16 protein-coding genes and 1 pseudogene are annotated in these 15927 nt (G+C 48.9%); 10 read left to right on the top strand and 7 right to left on the bottom strand.

What is annotated here, in order from left to right:
* Window positions 1-7 precede the first annotated feature (7 nt).
* Window positions 8-316 carry a DUF1161 domain-containing protein gene (locus OGY83_RS05240; protein WP_123267156.1) on the bottom strand — a complete coding sequence of 103 codons (309 nt, stop codon included), beginning with the start codon at window positions 314-316 and terminating at the stop codon, window positions 8-10.
* A gap of 102 nt (window positions 317-418) precedes the next feature.
* Here OGY83_RS05240 and OGY83_RS05235 point away from each other — a divergent pair, with 102 nt between their 5' ends.
* Window positions 419-1129, top strand: a complete 711-nt coding sequence (locus OGY83_RS05235; protein ID WP_079937916.1) for a YnfC family lipoprotein — start codon at window positions 419-421, stop codon at window positions 1127-1129.
* A 6-nt stretch (window positions 1130-1135) separates the two neighbouring features.
* Here the strand turns inward: OGY83_RS05235 and speG are convergent, their stop codons facing one another.
* Window positions 1136-1696, bottom strand: a complete 561-nt coding sequence (gene speG / locus OGY83_RS05230; RefSeq protein ID WP_003832900.1) for a spermidine N1-acetyltransferase — start codon at window positions 1694-1696, stop codon at window positions 1136-1138.
* A 35-nt stretch (window positions 1697-1731) separates the two neighbouring features.
* Window positions 1732-2073 carry a DUF1283 family protein gene (locus tag OGY83_RS05225; RefSeq protein WP_043016369.1) on the bottom strand — a complete coding sequence of 114 codons (342 nt, stop codon included), beginning with the start codon at window positions 2071-2073 and terminating at the stop codon, window positions 1732-1734.
* A gap of 153 nt (window positions 2074-2226) precedes the next feature.
* Between OGY83_RS05225 and OGY83_RS05220 the strand changes: the two genes are divergently transcribed.
* The 5 genes from OGY83_RS05220 to OGY83_RS05200 all read left to right on the top strand — a co-directional run bounded on the left by OGY83_RS05220 (window position 2227) and on the right by OGY83_RS05200 (window position 7973).
* Entirely contained in the window at window positions 2227-2553 is a 327-nt protein-coding gene (locus OGY83_RS05220) for a YnfA family protein (protein ID WP_008784733.1), read from the top strand.
* Between the two features lie 108 nt (window positions 2554-2661).
* On the top strand, window positions 2662-3876 hold the full coding sequence (gene rspA / locus OGY83_RS05215; protein WP_079937854.1) for a starvation-sensing protein RspA: 1215 nt from the start codon (window positions 2662-2664) through the stop codon (window positions 3874-3876).
* Between the two features lie 13 nt (window positions 3877-3889).
* A complete protein-coding gene (locus tag OGY83_RS05210; RefSeq protein ID WP_079937855.1) occupies window positions 3890-4909 on the top strand; it encodes a Zn-dependent oxidoreductase in 1020 nt (339 codons plus the stop codon).
* A 53-nt stretch (window positions 4910-4962) separates the two neighbouring features.
* Complete coding sequence (locus tag OGY83_RS05205; RefSeq protein WP_286635406.1) at window positions 4963-6342, top strand: MFS transporter; 1380 nt, start codon at window positions 4963-4965, stop codon at window positions 6340-6342.
* 164 nt (window positions 6343-6506) lie between these two features.
* Window positions 6507-7973 (top strand): mannitol dehydrogenase family protein, encoded by a 1467-nt coding sequence (locus OGY83_RS05200; RefSeq protein ID WP_194212962.1) that lies wholly within the window; start codon window positions 6507-6509, stop codon window positions 7971-7973.
* Between the two features lie 75 nt (window positions 7974-8048).
* On the opposite strand, the gene ydfZ is transcribed toward OGY83_RS05200, so the two are convergent.
* From ydfZ to ydfG, 3 genes are all read right to left on the bottom strand, one after another.
* Window positions 8049-8252 carry a putative selenium delivery protein YdfZ gene (gene ydfZ / locus OGY83_RS05195; RefSeq protein ID WP_003032393.1) on the bottom strand — a complete coding sequence of 68 codons (204 nt, stop codon included), beginning with the start codon at window positions 8250-8252 and terminating at the stop codon, window positions 8049-8051.
* 191 nt (window positions 8253-8443) lie between these two features.
* The gene (locus tag OGY83_RS05190) at window positions 8444-9130 is read right to left on the bottom strand and encodes a GntR family transcriptional regulator (protein ID WP_003032396.1); all 687 of its coding nucleotides are present in this window, start codon (window positions 9128-9130) and stop codon (window positions 8444-8446) included.
* 86 nt (window positions 9131-9216) lie between these two features.
* Window positions 9217-9963, bottom strand: coding sequence for a bifunctional NADP-dependent 3-hydroxy acid dehydrogenase/3-hydroxypropionate dehydrogenase YdfG (gene ydfG / locus OGY83_RS05185; RefSeq protein WP_286635405.1), 747 nt, complete (start codon window positions 9961-9963; stop codon window positions 9217-9219).
* Window positions 9964-10100: 137 nt separating this feature from the next.
* Here ydfG and dcp point away from each other — a divergent pair, with 137 nt between their 5' ends.
* The 3 genes and pseudogenes from dcp (at window position 10101) to OGY83_RS05170 (ending at window position 13777) form a co-directional block, all read left to right on the top strand.
* Window positions 10101-12146 carry a peptidyl-dipeptidase Dcp gene (gene dcp, locus OGY83_RS05180; RefSeq protein ID WP_286635404.1) on the top strand — a complete coding sequence of 682 codons (2046 nt, stop codon included), beginning with the start codon at window positions 10101-10103 and terminating at the stop codon, window positions 12144-12146.
* A 288-nt stretch (window positions 12147-12434) separates the two neighbouring features.
* On the top strand, window positions 12435-12653 hold the full coding sequence (locus OGY83_RS05175; protein WP_123267164.1) for a hypothetical protein: 219 nt from the start codon (window positions 12435-12437) through the stop codon (window positions 12651-12653).
* 197 nt (window positions 12654-12850) lie between these two features.
* Window positions 12851-13777: pseudogene (locus OGY83_RS05170) on the top strand (diguanylate cyclase).
* 283 nt (window positions 13778-14060) lie between these two features.
* Here the strand turns inward: OGY83_RS05170 and mgtS are convergent.
* The gene (gene mgtS / locus OGY83_RS05165) at window positions 14061-14156 is read right to left on the bottom strand and encodes a protein MgtS (protein ID WP_003032406.1); all 96 of its coding nucleotides are present in this window, start codon (window positions 14154-14156) and stop codon (window positions 14061-14063) included.
* A 486-nt stretch (window positions 14157-14642) separates the two neighbouring features.
* Here mgtS and urtA point away from each other — a divergent pair, with 486 nt between their 5' ends.
* The gene (urtA, locus tag OGY83_RS05160; RefSeq protein ID WP_003832925.1) at window positions 14643-15914 is read left to right on the top strand and encodes an urea ABC transporter substrate-binding protein; all 1272 of its coding nucleotides are present in this window, start codon (window positions 14643-14645) and stop codon (window positions 15912-15914) included.
* Window positions 15915-15927: the final 13 nt, after the last annotated feature.

Raw genomic sequence — 15927 nt, 5'->3', positions numbered from 1 at the left:
GGGAGGTTTATTGCGGTTCGGCGGCGTGTCCGTCTTGGGCTGGGGTGCTATTGGCAGGGGCGTTGCCGCTGTTAGTCCGGGTATAGAGAATTTTGTGCGTATCGTTTGCACAATGGCCTACCACCAGTGAATCAGGTTGATCGGCCTGATCGTTGGGGACAATGTTCAGCGTAAAGCTGGACTCTGCGACGCCATTATTGATGATGCGCTGCTCGATATCGCTTTTCACGCGTTCACATGACGCCGGGGCCGCCAGAACCTGCGGTGAGGCGGCTAGCAGTATGAGCGCAGCCATTCCTGTTATGTATTTCATCATCAGCTCCTTTGTTATCGACATAGACTAAGATTAGCATTTCTGGTGTAAATAACTGTATTTGCTAATATGATTGAGAATTATCTTCTTATTCCGGTGAAAAATGTGAAGAAACAGGCCCTGTTAGGATTTCTGTGTGTCGTGCTGGTTGGGTGTGATAACGCCAAAGGGCTGGTTTCCTTTACGCCGGAAATGGCCAGTTTTTCCAATGAATTTGATTTCGACCCGCTGCGTGGGCCGGTGAAAGATTTCAGCCAGACGCTGCTTAATGATAAAGGTGAGGTCACTAAGCGGGTTGTTGGTACGCTGTCACAGGAAGGGTGTTTCGATACGCTTGAACTGCACGATATCGAAAACAATACCGGCATGGCGCTGGTCCTGGATGCGAACTACTATCGGGATGCCGAAACGCTGGAAAAACGGATCCGTTTACAGGGCAAATGCCAACTGGCGGAACTGCCAGCGGCAGGTGTGGTGTGGGATACCGACGATAACGGTTTTGTCGTTTCTGCCACGGGCAAAGAGATGAAGGTGCAGTACCGATATGATGCGGAAGGCTACCCGCTGGGTAAAACAACCGTCAATAAGGACAATACCTTACAGGTTGATGCCAAACCGTCGGTCGACCCGTTGAAGAAACTGGATTACACCGCGGTGAGCCTGCTCAACAATCATCCGTTAGGCAATGTCAAACAAACGTGCAAATACGATGAATACGCAAATCCGGTCAACTGCCAGCTCGTTATCGTTGACGAGAGCGTGAAGCCGGCAGTTGAACATCATTACTCGATTGAAAACACTATCGATTACTACTAATCGCCTTTACTGAGCGGTAGGTTGCAGCAGGTTAGGGCCTGCTGTTTTGTGTTCTGCCAGATACTGCTGCTGGAAGATGCACATGCGGATAGTGTTGCGGTATTGGCCGTTGATAAAGAATTCATGAATCAGCTCACCTTCGACCATAAAGCCGAGTTTACGGTAAATGTGGATAGCTTTTTCGTTCTCTTTATCAACGATCAAATACAGCTTATAGAGGTTAAGTACGGTAAAGCCGTAATCCATCGCAAGCTTAGCCGCCCGTGAGGCCAGACCCTTCCCCTGATATTCCGGCGAAATAATGATCTGGAATTCGGCCCGGCGGTGCACATGGTTAATTTCAACCAGCTCCACCAGCCCGGCTTTTTCACCGTCGCACTCCACAACGAAGCGACGTTCGCTTTGGTCGTGGATGTGTTTGTCATACAGGTCTGACAGCTCAACAAACGCTTCGTAAGGTTCTTCAAACCAGTAACGCATTACGCTGGCATTATTATCAAGCTGATGGACGAATCGTAAATCTTCACGCTCCAGCGGGCGCAACTTAACACTGAGGGCGCTAGTCATATCGTATCCTTTCAATATCCTTCAAAGTGCAATGATTATGGGGCAACGGTGCGGCCAGTACGGCGGTCAAGGCAGCGCAGGGTGTTGGGTTCCCAGTACGCATTAATATTAGCGCTCTGTTCGCACTTATCACGACTATCGAAGGCAGCGTCGGTTTTGTCCCACTCTTTCTCTACACGTTTGTTGACTTTCTGGCGAAGCTGACGCGTATCGTTCCATTGTTCCTTTTCCATTGCGGCTTGTTGACGACTTTGCGCACTGTCTCCGGATTCAATGATCAGTTTACTGGTTTCAGCAAATGCGGAAGAGGTGTACACAGCCGCAGCCAGCGTCAGCATAGCCGTCAGGCACAGGCGTTTGGTCAGTGTAATTTTCATGGTGAATTCCTTTTATGGGAAAGGGTAAAAACGATAAAACAGGGTTAAATTCTACACTATTCCAGTTTGCGGGCATACCCACCCGGTGGATATGGATACGCTAACGAGATTCTGTCGTATCATGGTTAAACCGAATGTAACTGAATAACATCGATGCTTAAGACCACATTCCTTTTTTTCATCACCGCGTTATGTGAAATCATTGGCTGCTTTTTACCCTGGCTTTGGCTTAAGCGAGGAGCTACAGCCTGGCTGCTGATACCCGCCGGGGTGTCACTGGCTTTATTCGTCTGGTTGCTGACACTGCATCCGGCAGCCAGCGGGCGTGTATACGCAGCCTATGGCGGTGTTTACGTGGTGACCGCGCTGCTATGGCTACGCATTGTCGATGGTGTAAAACTCAGTTTGTATGACTGGTCTGGGGCGCTGGTGGCGTTGTGCGGCATGTTGATCATTGTGGCTGGATGGGGGCGCGCATAGCGCCTTTTTTTGTGATCAAACAGCTCTTTTTTGATCTTCATACTTGTATGGTAGTAGCTCAGTTGGGTAAATTTCCTGCATCACAAGAACAGATGTAGGGAATAAGAAATGAAGATTGTTGGGGCTGATGTTTTTGTTACCTGTCCTGGACGTAATTTTGTGACGTTGAAAATTACGACAGAAGATGGGATCACCGGGCTGGGAGATGCCACGTTAAATGGACGCGAGCTGTCCGTGGCGTCGTATCTGAAAGATCACGTATGTCCGCAGCTTATTGGTCGCGATGCGCATCGTATTGAGGATATCTGGCAGTTTTTCTACAAAGGCGCGTACTGGCGTCGTGGGCCGGTTACCATGTCGGCGATTTCCGCAGTGGATATGGCTCTCTGGGACATCAAAGCGAAAGCGGCGAATATGCCATTGTACCAGTTGCTCGGCGGAGCTTCTCGTGAAGGGGTTATGGTCTACTGCCACACCACAGGCCATACCGTTGATGACGTACTCGAAGATTATGCGCGTCATAAAGAAATGGGCTTTAAAGCCATTCGCGTGCAGTGCGGCGTGCCGGGCATGAAAACCACTTACGGTATGTCTAAAGGCAAAGGACTGGCCTACGAACCCGCCACCAAAGGGCAATGGCCGGAAGAGCAGTTGTGGTCAACGGAGAAATACCTGGATTTCACACCCAAATTGTTTGCTGCCGTGCGTGACAAGTTTGGTTTCAACGAACACCTTTTACACGATATGCACCACCGTCTGACGCCAATTGAAGCGGCCCGTTTCGGCAAAAGCATTGAACAGTACCGTTTGTTCTGGATGGAAGATCCAACGCCAGCTGAAAACCAGGAGTGCTTCCGCCTGATCCGCCAGCATACGGTCACGCCGATTGCGGTAGGGGAAGTGTTCAACAGTATCTGGGACTGTAAACAGCTTATTGAAGAACAACTGATCGACTATATCCGCACCACCATCACCCATGCGGGGGGTATCACCGGTATGCGCCGGATTGCCGATTTCGCCTCTTTGTATCAAGTACGTACCGGTTCACATGGACCTTCCGATCTGTCGCCTGTGTGCATGGCCGCTGCGCTGCATTTTGATCTCTGGGTGCCGAACTTTGGCGTACAGGAATATATGGGATATTCCGAGCAGATGCTGGAAGTGTTCCCGCACAACTGGACCTTTGATAACGGCTATATGCACCCAGGAGACAAACCCGGCCTTGGAATCGAGTTTGACGAAAAACTGGCGGCGAAATATCCGTATGACCCTGCATATCTGCCTGTTGCTCGCCTGGAAGATGGCACGCTGTGGAACTGGTAAGGAGTGATTTGCTATGAAAAGTATCGTGATTGAAAAACCGAATACGCTGATTATTGCCGAACGACCGGTGCCAGAGCCCTCAGCAGGTGAGGTCAGGGTAAAAGTGAAACTGGCGGGAATTTGTGGTTCAGACAGCCATATTTACCGCGGTCATAATCCATTTGCACAATACCCGCGTGTGATTGGACACGAGTTTTATGGCGTGATCGAGGCGGTAGGTGACGGCGTTGACCATTCGCGAATAGGCGAGCGGGTGTCCGTTGATCCGGTCATCAGCTGCGGACATTGTTATCCCTGTTCAATTGGTAAACCTAACGTTTGTACATCGCTGGTGGTGCTGGGCGTGCACCGCGATGGCGGTTTCAGCGAGTACGCGGTTGTGCCGGCGAAAAATGCCTGGACGATCCCTGACGCCGTGCCTGATGAGCATGCAGTTATGGTGGAGCCTTTCACCATCGCCGCAAACGTGACCGGGCAAATTAAACCAACAGAGAACGATATTGCGCTGATTTATGGCGCGGGTCCTATGGGGCTTACCACCGTACAGGCGCTTAAACGTGTCTATAAAGTAAAAACAGTGGTGATTGCCGACAGAATCGATGAACGCCTGAATATGGCGAAGCAGTGCGGCGCAGACTGGGCCATCAATAATAGTCAGCACTCGTTGCAAGAGTTCCTGGCGGAAAACGGGCTAAAACCGACCATCATCGTGGATGCAGCTTGCCATCCATCCATTTTACAGGAGGCTATCACGCTGGCATCGCCAGCCGCGCGGATTGTTCTGATGGGCTTCTCCAGCGATCCTTGTCAGATTATTCAACAAGGCATTACCGGGAAAGAACTGTCCATTTATTCCTCAAGATTAAATGCGAACAAATTCCCGGTTGTGATTGATTGGTTGGTCAACGGACTTATCGATCCTAATCAACTTATTACTCACACTTTTGACTATCACCACGTTACAGACGCAATTGAATTGTTTGAGAAAGATCAACAGCACTGCTGCAAAGTCTTACTCACATTCACTGAATAATATAAATAACTGCGAGTAAGTGGTACGCATCTTACCTCTTAGAGATAGCCAATATGAATCAAGAAAAACACGAAAGATCCACGAAAGATCTTGTTAGAGCTGCCGTATCCGGATGGTTGGGGACTGCGCTCGAATTTATGGATTTCCAGTTATATTCATTGGGTGCCGCACTGGTATTCCATGAAATATTCTTTCCGGAACAGTCTGCCGCCATGGCGCTTATTTTAGCGATGGGCACATACGGTGCAGGATATATTGCTCGTATCGTTGGCGCATTTATATTTGGCAAAATGGGAGACAGCATCGGCCGTAAAAAAGTGCTGTTTATTACCATCACGATGATGGGAATTTGTACGACCTTAATTGGTGTGCTGCCAACATATGCACAAATTGGTATCTTTGCGCCTGTGCTGCTGGTGACGCTGCGTATCGTGCAAGGGCTTGGTGCAGGGGCTGAAATCTCGGGCGCAGGCACGATGCTTGCTGAGTACGCACCAAAAGGTAAACGTGGCATTATTTCCTCACTTGTTGCCATGGGAACCAACTGTGGAACCCTTAGCGCAACGGCCATCTGGGCGGTGATGTTCTTTGCGCTCGACCGTGAGGAATTATTAGCCTGGGGTTGGCGCATTCCGTTCCTGGCGAGTGTCGTGGTGATGATCTTTGCCATCTGGTTGCGTATGAATCTCAAAGAAAGTCCGGTATTTGAGAAAGTAAATGATGAAGAAAATGCTCCGGCATTAAATAATTCGTCTGAAAATACGCTGGGGGCGATGTTTACCAGTAAATCTTTCTGGCTGGCAACCGGCCTACGTTTTGGACAAGCGGGTAATTCAGGATTAATCCAAACCTTCCTTGCCGGTTATTTAGTGCAGACGCTGTTATTTGATAAATCTATACCCACTGATGCCTTAATGATCAGTTCGGTGTTAGGCTTTATTACAATACCGTTGCTTGGTTGGTTGTCTGATAAATTTGGTCGACGTTTGCCTTATATTATTCTGAATATCTCAGCAATTATTTTGGCTTACCCGATGCTGTCAATTGTAGTGGATAAAACGTATAGCCCGGGTGTTATTATGACGGCACTGATTGTTATTCATAACTTTGCCGTATTGGGATTATTTGCTCTCGAAAATATTACCATGGCGGAAATGTTCGGTGCGCGTAACCGGTTTACGCGAATGGCGATTTCAAAAGAGGCGGGCGGGTTAGTTGCCGTTGGTTTTGGTCCTGTTCTGGCGGGTATTTTCTGCAACATGACTAATTCCTGGTGGCCAATTCTGGTGATGGTCATTGCTTATTCACTGATTGGTCTGATTTCCGCGTTGCTGATGCCAGAAGTGAAAGATCGCGACCTGAGCGTGCTTGAGGATGCTGCCGAGGTGAATAAAGCCGAGAAGGTTCGTTGCTCGATGACTCAGACAAACTGATACCAGACAGTAGCATGGATGGATGTCTCTTACGCTGTCCATGCTATTACACAGCTTTGCATGATGTCATACCAATCATAAAAAGCTTAATGCAAATCAAAACATACAACCATACAGGCGTTACTCTGGAACAGTCCTGATTTCATTTATAAGTAGGCCATACCATGCAAAATAAGCTCTTAGCGGCAAAGGCTGCACTTCCTGACTACGATCGTTCAAAACTGGTTCCGCGTATTGTTCATCTGGGGTTTGGCGCGTTTCACCGCGCACATCAGGGTGTTTACGCAGACATTCTGGCCGCCGATCACGGCAGTGACTGGGGCTACTGCGAAGTGAACCTGATTGGCGGCGAGCAGCAGATTTTCGATCTGAAACAGCAAGATAATCTGTATACCGTTGCAGAGATGTCTGCTGATGCCTGGACCGCGAGAGTCGTGGGCGTGGTGAAAAACGCATTGCATGCGCAGGTTGATGGTCTGGAAAGCGTACTGGCAGCGATGTGTGAACCGCAGGTTGCGATCGTTTCCCTGACCATCACCGAGAAAGGATACTGCCATTCTCCGGCGACCGGCCAACTGATGTTAGACAACCCAATGATTGCAGCCGATCTGCAAAACCCCAAACAGCCAAAAACTGCGCCGGGCGTGGTGGTTGAAGCCCTGGCGCGTCGCAAAGCTGCGGGTTTAGCCGCCTTCACCGTGATGTCCTGCGATAACATGCCAGAAAACGGTCATGTGATGCGCAATGTTGTCACTGCATATGCCCGAGCGGTGGATATGGAACTGGCCGCGTGGATCGAACAACATGTGACATTCCCATCAACAATGGTTGACCGCATTGTCCCGGCGGTTACGCAGGAGACACTGGACAAAATTGAACATATCACCGGTGTACGCGACCCGGCAGGCGTGGCATGCGAACCGTTCCGTCAGTGGGTTATTGAAGATAACTTTGTCGCCGGTCGCCCTGAATGGGAGAAAGCCGGTGCTGAGCTGGTGGCTGATGTCATTCCATTTGAAGAGATGAAACTGCGTATGCTCAACGGCAGCCATTCCTTCCTTGCGTATCTTGGTTATCTGGCGGGATATCAGCATATTAATGATTGCATGGGCGATGAAAATTATCGTCTTGCTGCCCGTGCGCTGATGTTGCAGGAACAAGCCCCTACGCTGAAAGTAAAAGGTGTTGATTTACAGCGTTATGCCGATCTGTTAATTGAGCGCTACAGCAATCCGGCGCTGCGTCATCGTACCTGGCAGATCGCCATGGACGGCAGCCAAAAGCTGCCGCAGCGTATGCTTGATTCCATTCGTTGGCACATTGTTCACGGTAGTGACTTTGCGCTGCTGGCACTGGGTGTGGCTGGCTGGATGCGTTACGTAGGTGGTGTGGATGAACAGGGCCAGGCGATTGAAATTAGCGATCCACTGTTGCCGGTGATCCAGAATGCAGTGCGTAGCAGTAACGAGGGCGAAGAGCGCGTTCAGGCGCTGCTGGCAATTGATGCTATTTTTGGTCGCGAACTGCCGCAGGTTGAGCTGTTCAACCGTCAGGTCACACAAGCGTATCTTGCTTTACTGGCTGAAGGGGCGAAGTCGACAGTTGCGAAGTATGCAGAAAAACTGAAGTAACGAAGAATATGTTTTATGTCGCCATCTGGCTTTCAACGGGCCAGATGGCGCTGTGTTTTCTGGCATTCACACCAATTAGTTCATGCCTAAACGAATCAGCTCGAGGGGGGCGTATTTGCCTTCACATCCTTCGATTTCCACTGTTTTCCCGCGGCGGATCTGCTCAGCGGTCAGGCCATCGGTATCTATCGCTGTAATGCGGCCTGTGAGTCCGGTGTCGCTGATCATGACGCGGCTGCCAGTGGTGATTGCGTTACGGTTACGATCGTATGTTTTCATGGTGTTTTCTCCTTTCCAACTTACCGTCAAAGCCCGTGGGCTTTTAGTCCCACGTAACGGGCGCAATATAAATACGCTTCTCGTTAATGATTTTTTTTGTTTTCGATCAAAATCACAGCTTTTTTTATGCAGTTATGCGGGAGAGGGGAAAATGCAGGAGAAACTCACCCCGATGTGAGGTGAGCGTAGTATTAATCTTCGCTGAACCAGTCGCTATTTTCCTGGCGGATCAGCTGAACGGACTCACCAATTTCCTGGAGATGGAGCATCATTGCGCGCTCGACCGCATCGCCATCGTGCTTCTCAAGGGCGGCAAAAATATCGTGATGCTGACGTAACAGCATTTCAGGCGGGGAAATATGATCCAGGCTCATATAACGAACGCGGTCAATTGTGGCCTTTATATTCTCAACGGTATCCCAGGCGAGTTGGCACTCGGCAATTAAAGCCAGTTTCTGATGAAACTCATCATCAAGCTGGAAGAAATCATTGATCTGTTTTCGGTCAATTGCGATGCGCTGCTGATGCAAATTCTGTTCAAGCTGATAGCACTGTTGATCGTTGATCAACGATGCGGCACGGCGGACCACGGCACATTCAATTGCCTGGCGAACAAAACAGCCGTTTTGCACCTGCGACAGCGAAATCTTGTTCACATAGCTGCCACGCTGCGGACGGATCTGAATCAGGCCGTTCTCGGCCAGTTTGATGAATGCTTCTCGTACCGGCTGGCGTGACACATTAAAGCGTACGGAAACCTCTTTCTCCGACAGCGGTGTACCGGGTGCAATCAGGCAATGCACGATATCACGGCGAAGAATACGGTAAATCTGTTGATTTACTGGCTGTGTAGGGTTGAGCTGCGTTTCTACGGTCATTCATTCTTACTTTTTAGAGAGTTAACCCGGATATTTTATCACTTCTTTCAGGCTATCTATACCCGGCGCAAGGCCGGGCAGAGAAATTAGCCACGATGAATACTCAGCCCAGCAAAAGACTGCGCGACAGGCATCATTTCAAGGGTATTGATATTGACATGAGCCGGTAAAGAAGCCACCCACCATACCGCTTCTGTAACATCTTGCGGAGTCAGCGCCGTGGTATTTTCGTAGGCTTTTTCAGCTTTGGCGTCATCACCTTTGAAACGGACATTAGAGAATTCCGTACCGCCAACCAGACCCGGCTCGATGTCGGTAACGCGAATTGCAGTACCGTGTAAATCAGTACGTAAATTCAGGCTAAACTGGCGCACGAACGCTTTAGTCGCACCGTAGACGTTACCGCCAGCGTATGGCCAACTGCCCGCTGTAGAGCCGATATTAATAATATGACCGCGGTTGCGTTCAACCATGCCAGGCAGAACGGCGCGTGTCATATAAACCAGCCCTTTGTTGTTGGTGTCGATCATATTTTCCCAGTCTTCAATGCTGGCCTTGTGGGCAGGCTCAAGGCCCAGCGCCAGACCCGCGTTGTTGACCAGAACATCAATATTGCGCCATTCTGCGGGTAAGGCGTCCATCATCTCTTCGATTGATGCACGATTACGTACGTCCAGTTGCGCGGTATAGAGGCGGTCACCCAGCTCATCTTTGAGCTCCTGCAGGCGCTCCTGGCGGCGTCCGGTGGCAATAACTTTATGCCCATTCTCAATAAAACGACGCGTAATGCACTCACCAAAACCTGCGGTTGCTCCGGTTACTAAAACGATCATCTCACTGTTCCTCAACGCTTTTTATGTAGTACTACCATAGCACGTCATTTCCGTTCAGAGCTATTCCTGCGTAACGCGATTGCGGTTGATTCCCGGGAAGTCTACTCTGGTAAACAAATCGTTTTCAGGAGTGAAAGATGTCGTTAACGAATCCTTTTTTTCACCACAGCACATTGCCGTATCAGGCGCCGCAGTTTGATCAGATAGATGTGCAGCACTATCGCCCCGCATTCGATGAAGGCGTGCGGCAAAAACGTGCAGAGATCGAGGCGATTGTGCAAAACCCGCAAGCCCCTGATTTTGCCAATACGTTGCTGGCGCTTGAACAAAGTGGCGCTTTGCTGACACGCGTAACCAGCGTTTTCTTCGCGATGACGGCGGCACACACCAACGATGAACTACAGCGCCTTGATGAAGAGTTTTCCGCGGAACTGGCGAGCCTTGCCAATGATATCTATCTCAATGAAGCACTTTTCTCGCGCGTTGAAGCGGTCTGGCAACGGCGAGGTTCGCTGGGACTGGATAGCGAATCATCACGCTTGCTGGAGGTCATCCACCAGCGTTTTGTGCTAGCTGGCGCACGTTTGAATGAGGCGGATAAAACCCGCCTTAAAGTGCTCAACACGGAGTCCGCCACGCTGACCAGCCAGTTTAATCAACGGCTGCTGGCGGCGAACAAGTCCGGTGCTCTGGTGGTGGATGATGCACGTTACCTGGACGGACTCAGCGCAGAGGAAATTGCCATTGCCGCCGAAGCTGCAAAGGAGAAAGGGCTTGAAGCGCGTTGGGTTATCTCGCTATTGAACACGACACAGCAACCGGCGCTTGCGGCGTTACGCGATCGCCAGACTCGTGAAAATCTGTTCAACCGCGCATGGACGAGAGCAGAAAATAATGACGCTAACGATACTCGGGCGATTATTCAGCGGCTGGTCGAGATCCGGATGCAGCAGGCGAAACTACTCGGTTTTGCCAATTACGCGGCATGGAAAATTGCCGACCAGATGGCAAAAACACCGGAAGCAGCACTGACTTTCATGCGGGCGATTGTTCCTGCCGCGCGAGCTCGGGTATTGGATGAACAGGCCGAAATCCAGAATGTTATCAATCACGAACAGGGGCAATTTAACGTCGAGGCCTGGGACTGGGCATTTTATGCTGAGCAGGTTCGTCGTGAGAAATATGCGCTGGATGAGGCGCAGCTCAAACCTTACTTTGCCCTTGATACGGTGCTGAACGAGGGCGTTTTCTGGACGGCCAATCAACTCTTTGGCATAAAATTTATAGAACGGTTCGACATTCCTGTTTATCACCCGGATGTTAGGGTATGGGAAATATTTGATCACGATGGCGTAGGTCTGGCGTTATTTTACGGCGACTTCTTTGCCCGGGAATCGAAAAGCGGTGGTGCCTGGATGGGCAATTTTGTTGAGCAATCGCAACTCAATGAAACCCGGCCGGTTATTTACAACGTGTGTAATTATCAAAAACCGGCAAAAGGTCAGCCTGCATTGTTATTGTGGGATGATGTTATTACGTTATTTCATGAGTTTGGGCACACGTTGCACGGCCTGTTCGCTACTCAGCGTTATGCCACGCTTTCAGGGACCAACACTCCGCGTGACTTTGTTGAATTTCCTTCACAGATAAACGAACACTGGGCAAGTCATCCGCAGGTCTTTGCTCGTTTTGCTCGTCATGTTGATACCGGGGAGCAAATGCCGCAGGCGTTGCGGGATAAGATGCAGCGGGCCAGCCTGTTTAACAAAGGTTACGACATGACCGAACTGCTCAGTGCTGCATTGCTGGATATGCGTTGGCACAGTCTGGAAAATAGCGCGTTATCTCTTTCGGTTGATCAATTTGAAAAGCAGGCGCTGGCAGCAGAAGGTTTGGAACTCAAGGCTGTGCCGCCACGTTATCGTAGCAGCTATTTTGCCCATATCTTCGGCGGTGGTTATGCCGCAGGTTATTACGCCTATTTGTGGACGCAAATGTTGGCTGACGATGGCTATCAGTGGTTTGTAGAGCAGGGCGGATTAACCCGCGAAAACGGGCAGAAATTCCGCGAAGCGATTTTGTCCCGTGGTAACAGTACTGATTTAACTGAACTTTATCGCCAATGGAGCGGACGCGATCCAAAAATGGAGCCGATGCTGGAACATCGTGGTTTGAGCGCGTAAGGTTTGTTCAGAGGGGGAAAGTCCTCAATTCAGCTTAGTTAAACATAATGATGCCGATAAATTCATCATTGTGCTGAAAAGGGAATTACGCAGTAGGCCGGATAGCGAAGCGCCATCCGGCCTACTGCTTACTGTCGCTTCGTGCATCAACAACCGGATGTGATGCCCGTTTATTTGAATTATCTAAGAAAAGAACCCTGCAATTTAACGTCCTTACCGGAAAAAATTACTTTTACTCTGTGCGACAATCATTGTTCCAAAACGTTGAACTTCATAGAGGTCTTAAACATGCCTGAACGTACAGAACTTGTTGATAAAATCGTCCTTAACAGTCTGCAAACCTACTTTGAGAATTGGCCACTAGCGACAGCAGGGGATATTGTAATTTTTACCCTGACCGTAACAACTCTGACGGTAGCAACACTGACACTGGACAGTGATAGCTATAAAAAGCTTAAGGCATACACATCAGCTTTCTTAACGGTTTTTATCTATCCGCGAAAATAAAAGGCTCAATGAACCGCGGCCAATTTGAGCCAGGTATGAACTGAGTCGGCGATACTCGCTATGCCGCGACCAGTGGCATAGCGCAATGCTATTGTTAATCGCGGCTTATTAATTACTATTAAAAAATTTACATAAATTTTCTTTTTTATCGTTAAGATAATTCCATCAGAAACGCTCGAACAGGGAGAGAGAACGTGATGATGAGAAATACGAAGGAAATAGATACAATTTTGATTGAGTTGAACAAGTCCATTGATGCCCACTACAAATGGTTAGTGACAATGTTCCGCTGCGTGGTGTCTTCAGATGTAACACAGCCTGATATTATGGGTGAAAACTCGCATTTAGTTTGTCGATTTGGACAGTGGCTTAATAATCAATCGCGGTACAATGAGGATGATTGTAGTTACGTGAGCTAGATAAGTGCCACTCACGAAAAGATGCATTTATTAGGCAAGGAGTTGCTATTGGCTATAGTGGAGAAACGTAGCCACTCATGGCATTTCGACAGTTTCCAGGACGCGCTTCTGGCATTTACCTCATCTGTAATGGACTACAAAATATATTTATTGAGTATTCGTAGTAATATCGATGTATTAACAGGTTTACCTGGCAGAAGAATGCTTGATGAGTCTTTTGATCGGCAGTTGCTCGATGCCGAACCGCTTAATCTCTATATATTGTTGTTGGATATCGATCGTTTTAAATACGTTAACGATACCTACGGCCATTTGGTTGGTGACGTGGTATTGCGGGCTCTGGCATCAAATTTATTGTCATGGACGCGATATGATGAAGTGGCGTACCGCTACGGTGGAGAAGAGTTCATTATCATCATTAGAACAAAAACGGACGAGCAGGCATGCCAGGCGGGTTTGCGACTTTGTCGTCTGATTGGTCAGAAAAAAATTCCCTACTCTGATGGAGAGATCGGTATCACGGTAACGGCTGGCATAACCCGGGTTCAACAGGGTGAAACGCTGGATACTGCGCTTGGTCGGGCTGACAGGGCGATGTATCAGGGGAAACAGACCGGCAGAAATCGCTGTATGTTTATGGATGAAAATGAGCAGATCGCGTTAGTGGACATCAATGACGAGACCTCGTATCCCCTCAGTGCGTGAGTTTTCGAAAACGCTTTAAGGTAGTTGCGTTTCGTTTAACTTTCATTGGGGTTGTCGATGATAGGTTAGCTGACTATCCGTTATCTTCGCAGGGAATTGCCAGATAGCGTATAAAAGCAAAACACAAATCTATCCATGCAAGCATTTACCGCTGGTTTATCCGGCGGTTTTTTTTATCTGTAAATCAGGAAAAAGGTACCGCGAGCGCGATTCAGGTAAAAAAATGGCCCCTTGTGCAGTTACGCTACAAGGGGCCGGGTCGGTGCAGGACTATCTCCGTTCATCAATCATCCCATCTGTGGCTAAAATACGCGGCCAGGAAACCGGAAAATAAAATAATTCCCAGAACAGCCATAAAAATATTCATATTACCCAGCATAGTAAATGCTCCTTTATCTGTGAGTTTCCTCTCTTACCTTAAGTTCACCTCGCTTATGACTATAGTAGCAATTCAATCTTAAACAAAGGCTGAACTGTGTGATTATTTCGGCTGAAAAGTAAATTTTTAACATGATCACGTCGAATAAAATAAATAATAGTGACGAGACACATTTATCTGCGCACAAATAACCCTGTTTTTAAACCCTGACACGCTGTTATGACGGTGTGCTGCTGACACAGATTGTTGCACGTTTATAATGCAGAGTTGTCTCATGGTGGTTCAATTTTTTGTTTGATTAGTCCGTTTGGCGGAAAAATGTAATACTGATTTTTGTGCGCGAGATACTAATCCATTGATTTTATATGATGTTTTAATATCTGGCATTGTTTTTGCCTTATCACTTCTGAACACCCTTAATTTGCACCGTTTTGTCTGCCCGGCTGCACCGGAGCTTTCAGCAAGTTTAATTTCAGGAGTGAAACTATGCAGCGTCGTACATTTTTAAAAGCTTTTGCACTTTCTGCCTCTGTTGTAGCAATGGGCGTGAGTTTTAGCGTTCAGGCAGCTGACACCATCAAGGTTGGCATCATGCATTCGTTATCCGGCACGATGGCCATATCCGAAACGCCGCTAAAAGATGTGGCGTTGATGACTATCGATGAAATAAATGCTCAGGGCGGTGTGTTGGGTAAAAAGCTGGAACCGGTGGTGGTTGACCCGGCCTCGAACTGGCCGTTATTTGCGGAAAAAGCAAGGCAACTGCTGAGTCAGGACAAAGTGGCGGCAGTTTTCGGCTGCTGGACATCGGTTTCGCGTAAATCGGTTCTACCGGTATTTGAAGAGTTGAACGGTCTGCTGTTTTACCCAGTGCAATATGAAGGTGAGGAGATGTCGCCTAACGTCTTCTATACCGGCGCAGCCCCTAATCAGCAGGCGATCCCTGCGGTTGAGTATCTGATGAGTGAGGACGGTGGTAGCGCGAAACGTTTCTTCCTGCTGGGCACGGATTATGTTTATCCGCGCACGACCAACAAAATTTTACGCGCCTTTTTGCACTCAAAAGGGGTCGCTGATAAAGACATCGAAGAGGTGTACACCCCATTCGGACACAGCGATTACCAGACCATTGTCGCCAGTATTAAAAAATTCGCCGCAGGGGGGAAAACGGCGGTGGTATCGACCATCAATGGGGATTCTAACGTACCGTTTTATAAAGAGTTAGCGAATCAGGGACTGAAAGCCACCGATGTGCCGGTGGTGGCTTTTTCCGTGGGTGAGGAGGAGCTACGCGGTATTGATACCAAACCGCTGGTGGGCAACCTTGCCGCCTGGAACTACTTTGAGTCCGTCGACAATGCGGCCAACAAAAAGTTTGTCGCTGATTACCGGGCGTATGCCAAAGCGCATAAATTACCGAATGCTGATTCGGTGGTGACGAACGACCCAATGGAAGCCACGTATGTTGGCCTGCACATGTGGGCGCAGGCGGTAGAAAAAGCCGGAACTACCGATGTGGATAAAGTTCGTGCTGCTATGGCGGGGCAATCCTTCGCTGCGCCATCAGGCTTTACCCTGACCATGGATGCGACCAACCATCACCTGCATAAACCCGTCATGATTGGCGAGATTGAAGGCAACGGCCAGTTTAACGTGGTCTGGCAAACCGATGAGCCGGTCCGCGCCCAGCCGTGGAGTCCGTATATCGCTGGTAATGATAAAAAATCTGAACAGCCCGTGAAAACCGCCAGCAACTGATCTAACGCCCTCC

Source organism: Citrobacter sp. Cpo090 (genome assembly GCF_030332665.1).
GTDB classification, from domain to species: domain Bacteria; phylum Pseudomonadota; class Gammaproteobacteria; order Enterobacterales; family Enterobacteriaceae; genus Citrobacter; species Citrobacter portucalensis.
This window is presented reverse-complemented; position numbering and strand designations above follow the sequence as displayed.

What these genes read in the sequence shown, in the direction of transcription:
- OGY83_RS05240 (WP_123267156.1), bottom strand. Translation starts at nt 316, where the DNA reads ATGATGAAATACATAACAGGAATGGCTGCGCTCATACTGCTAGCCGCC.
- speG (WP_003832900.1), bottom strand. Translation starts at nt 1,696, where the DNA reads ATGACTAGCGCCCTCAGTGTTAAGTTGCGCCCGCTGGAGCGTGAAGAT.
- OGY83_RS05225 (WP_043016369.1), bottom strand. Translation starts at nt 2,073, where the DNA reads ATGAAAATTACACTGACCAAACGCCTGTGCCTGACGGCTATGCTGACG.
- OGY83_RS05220 (WP_008784733.1), top strand. Translation starts at nt 2,227, where the DNA reads ATGCTTAAGACCACATTCCTTTTTTTCATCACCGCGTTATGTGAAATC.
- rspA (WP_079937854.1), top strand. Translation starts at nt 2,662, where the DNA reads ATGAAGATTGTTGGGGCTGATGTTTTTGTTACCTGTCCTGGACGTAAT.
- OGY83_RS05210 (WP_079937855.1), top strand. Translation starts at nt 3,890, where the DNA reads ATGAAAAGTATCGTGATTGAAAAACCGAATACGCTGATTATTGCCGAA.
- OGY83_RS05205 (WP_286635406.1), top strand. Translation starts at nt 4,963, where the DNA reads ATGAATCAAGAAAAACACGAAAGATCCACGAAAGATCTTGTTAGAGCT.
- OGY83_RS05200 (WP_194212962.1), top strand. Translation starts at nt 6,507, where the DNA reads ATGCAAAATAAGCTCTTAGCGGCAAAGGCTGCACTTCCTGACTACGAT.
- ydfZ (WP_003032393.1), bottom strand. Translation starts at nt 8,252, where the DNA reads ATGAAAACATACGATCGTAACCGTAACGCAATCACCACTGGCAGCCGC.
- OGY83_RS05190 (WP_003032396.1), bottom strand. Translation starts at nt 9,130, where the DNA reads ATGACCGTAGAAACGCAGCTCAACCCTACACAGCCAGTAAATCAACAG.
- ydfG (WP_286635405.1), bottom strand. Translation starts at nt 9,963, where the DNA reads ATGATCGTTTTAGTAACCGGAGCAACCGCAGGTTTTGGTGAGTGCATT.
- dcp (WP_286635404.1), top strand. Translation starts at nt 10,101, where the DNA reads ATGTCGTTAACGAATCCTTTTTTTCACCACAGCACATTGCCGTATCAG.
- OGY83_RS05175 (WP_123267164.1), top strand. Translation starts at nt 12,435, where the DNA reads ATGCCTGAACGTACAGAACTTGTTGATAAAATCGTCCTTAACAGTCTG.
- mgtS (WP_003032406.1), bottom strand. Translation starts at nt 14,156, where the DNA reads ATGCTGGGTAATATGAATATTTTTATGGCTGTTCTGGGAATTATTTTA.
- urtA (WP_003832925.1), top strand. Translation starts at nt 14,643, where the DNA reads ATGCAGCGTCGTACATTTTTAAAAGCTTTTGCACTTTCTGCCTCTGTT.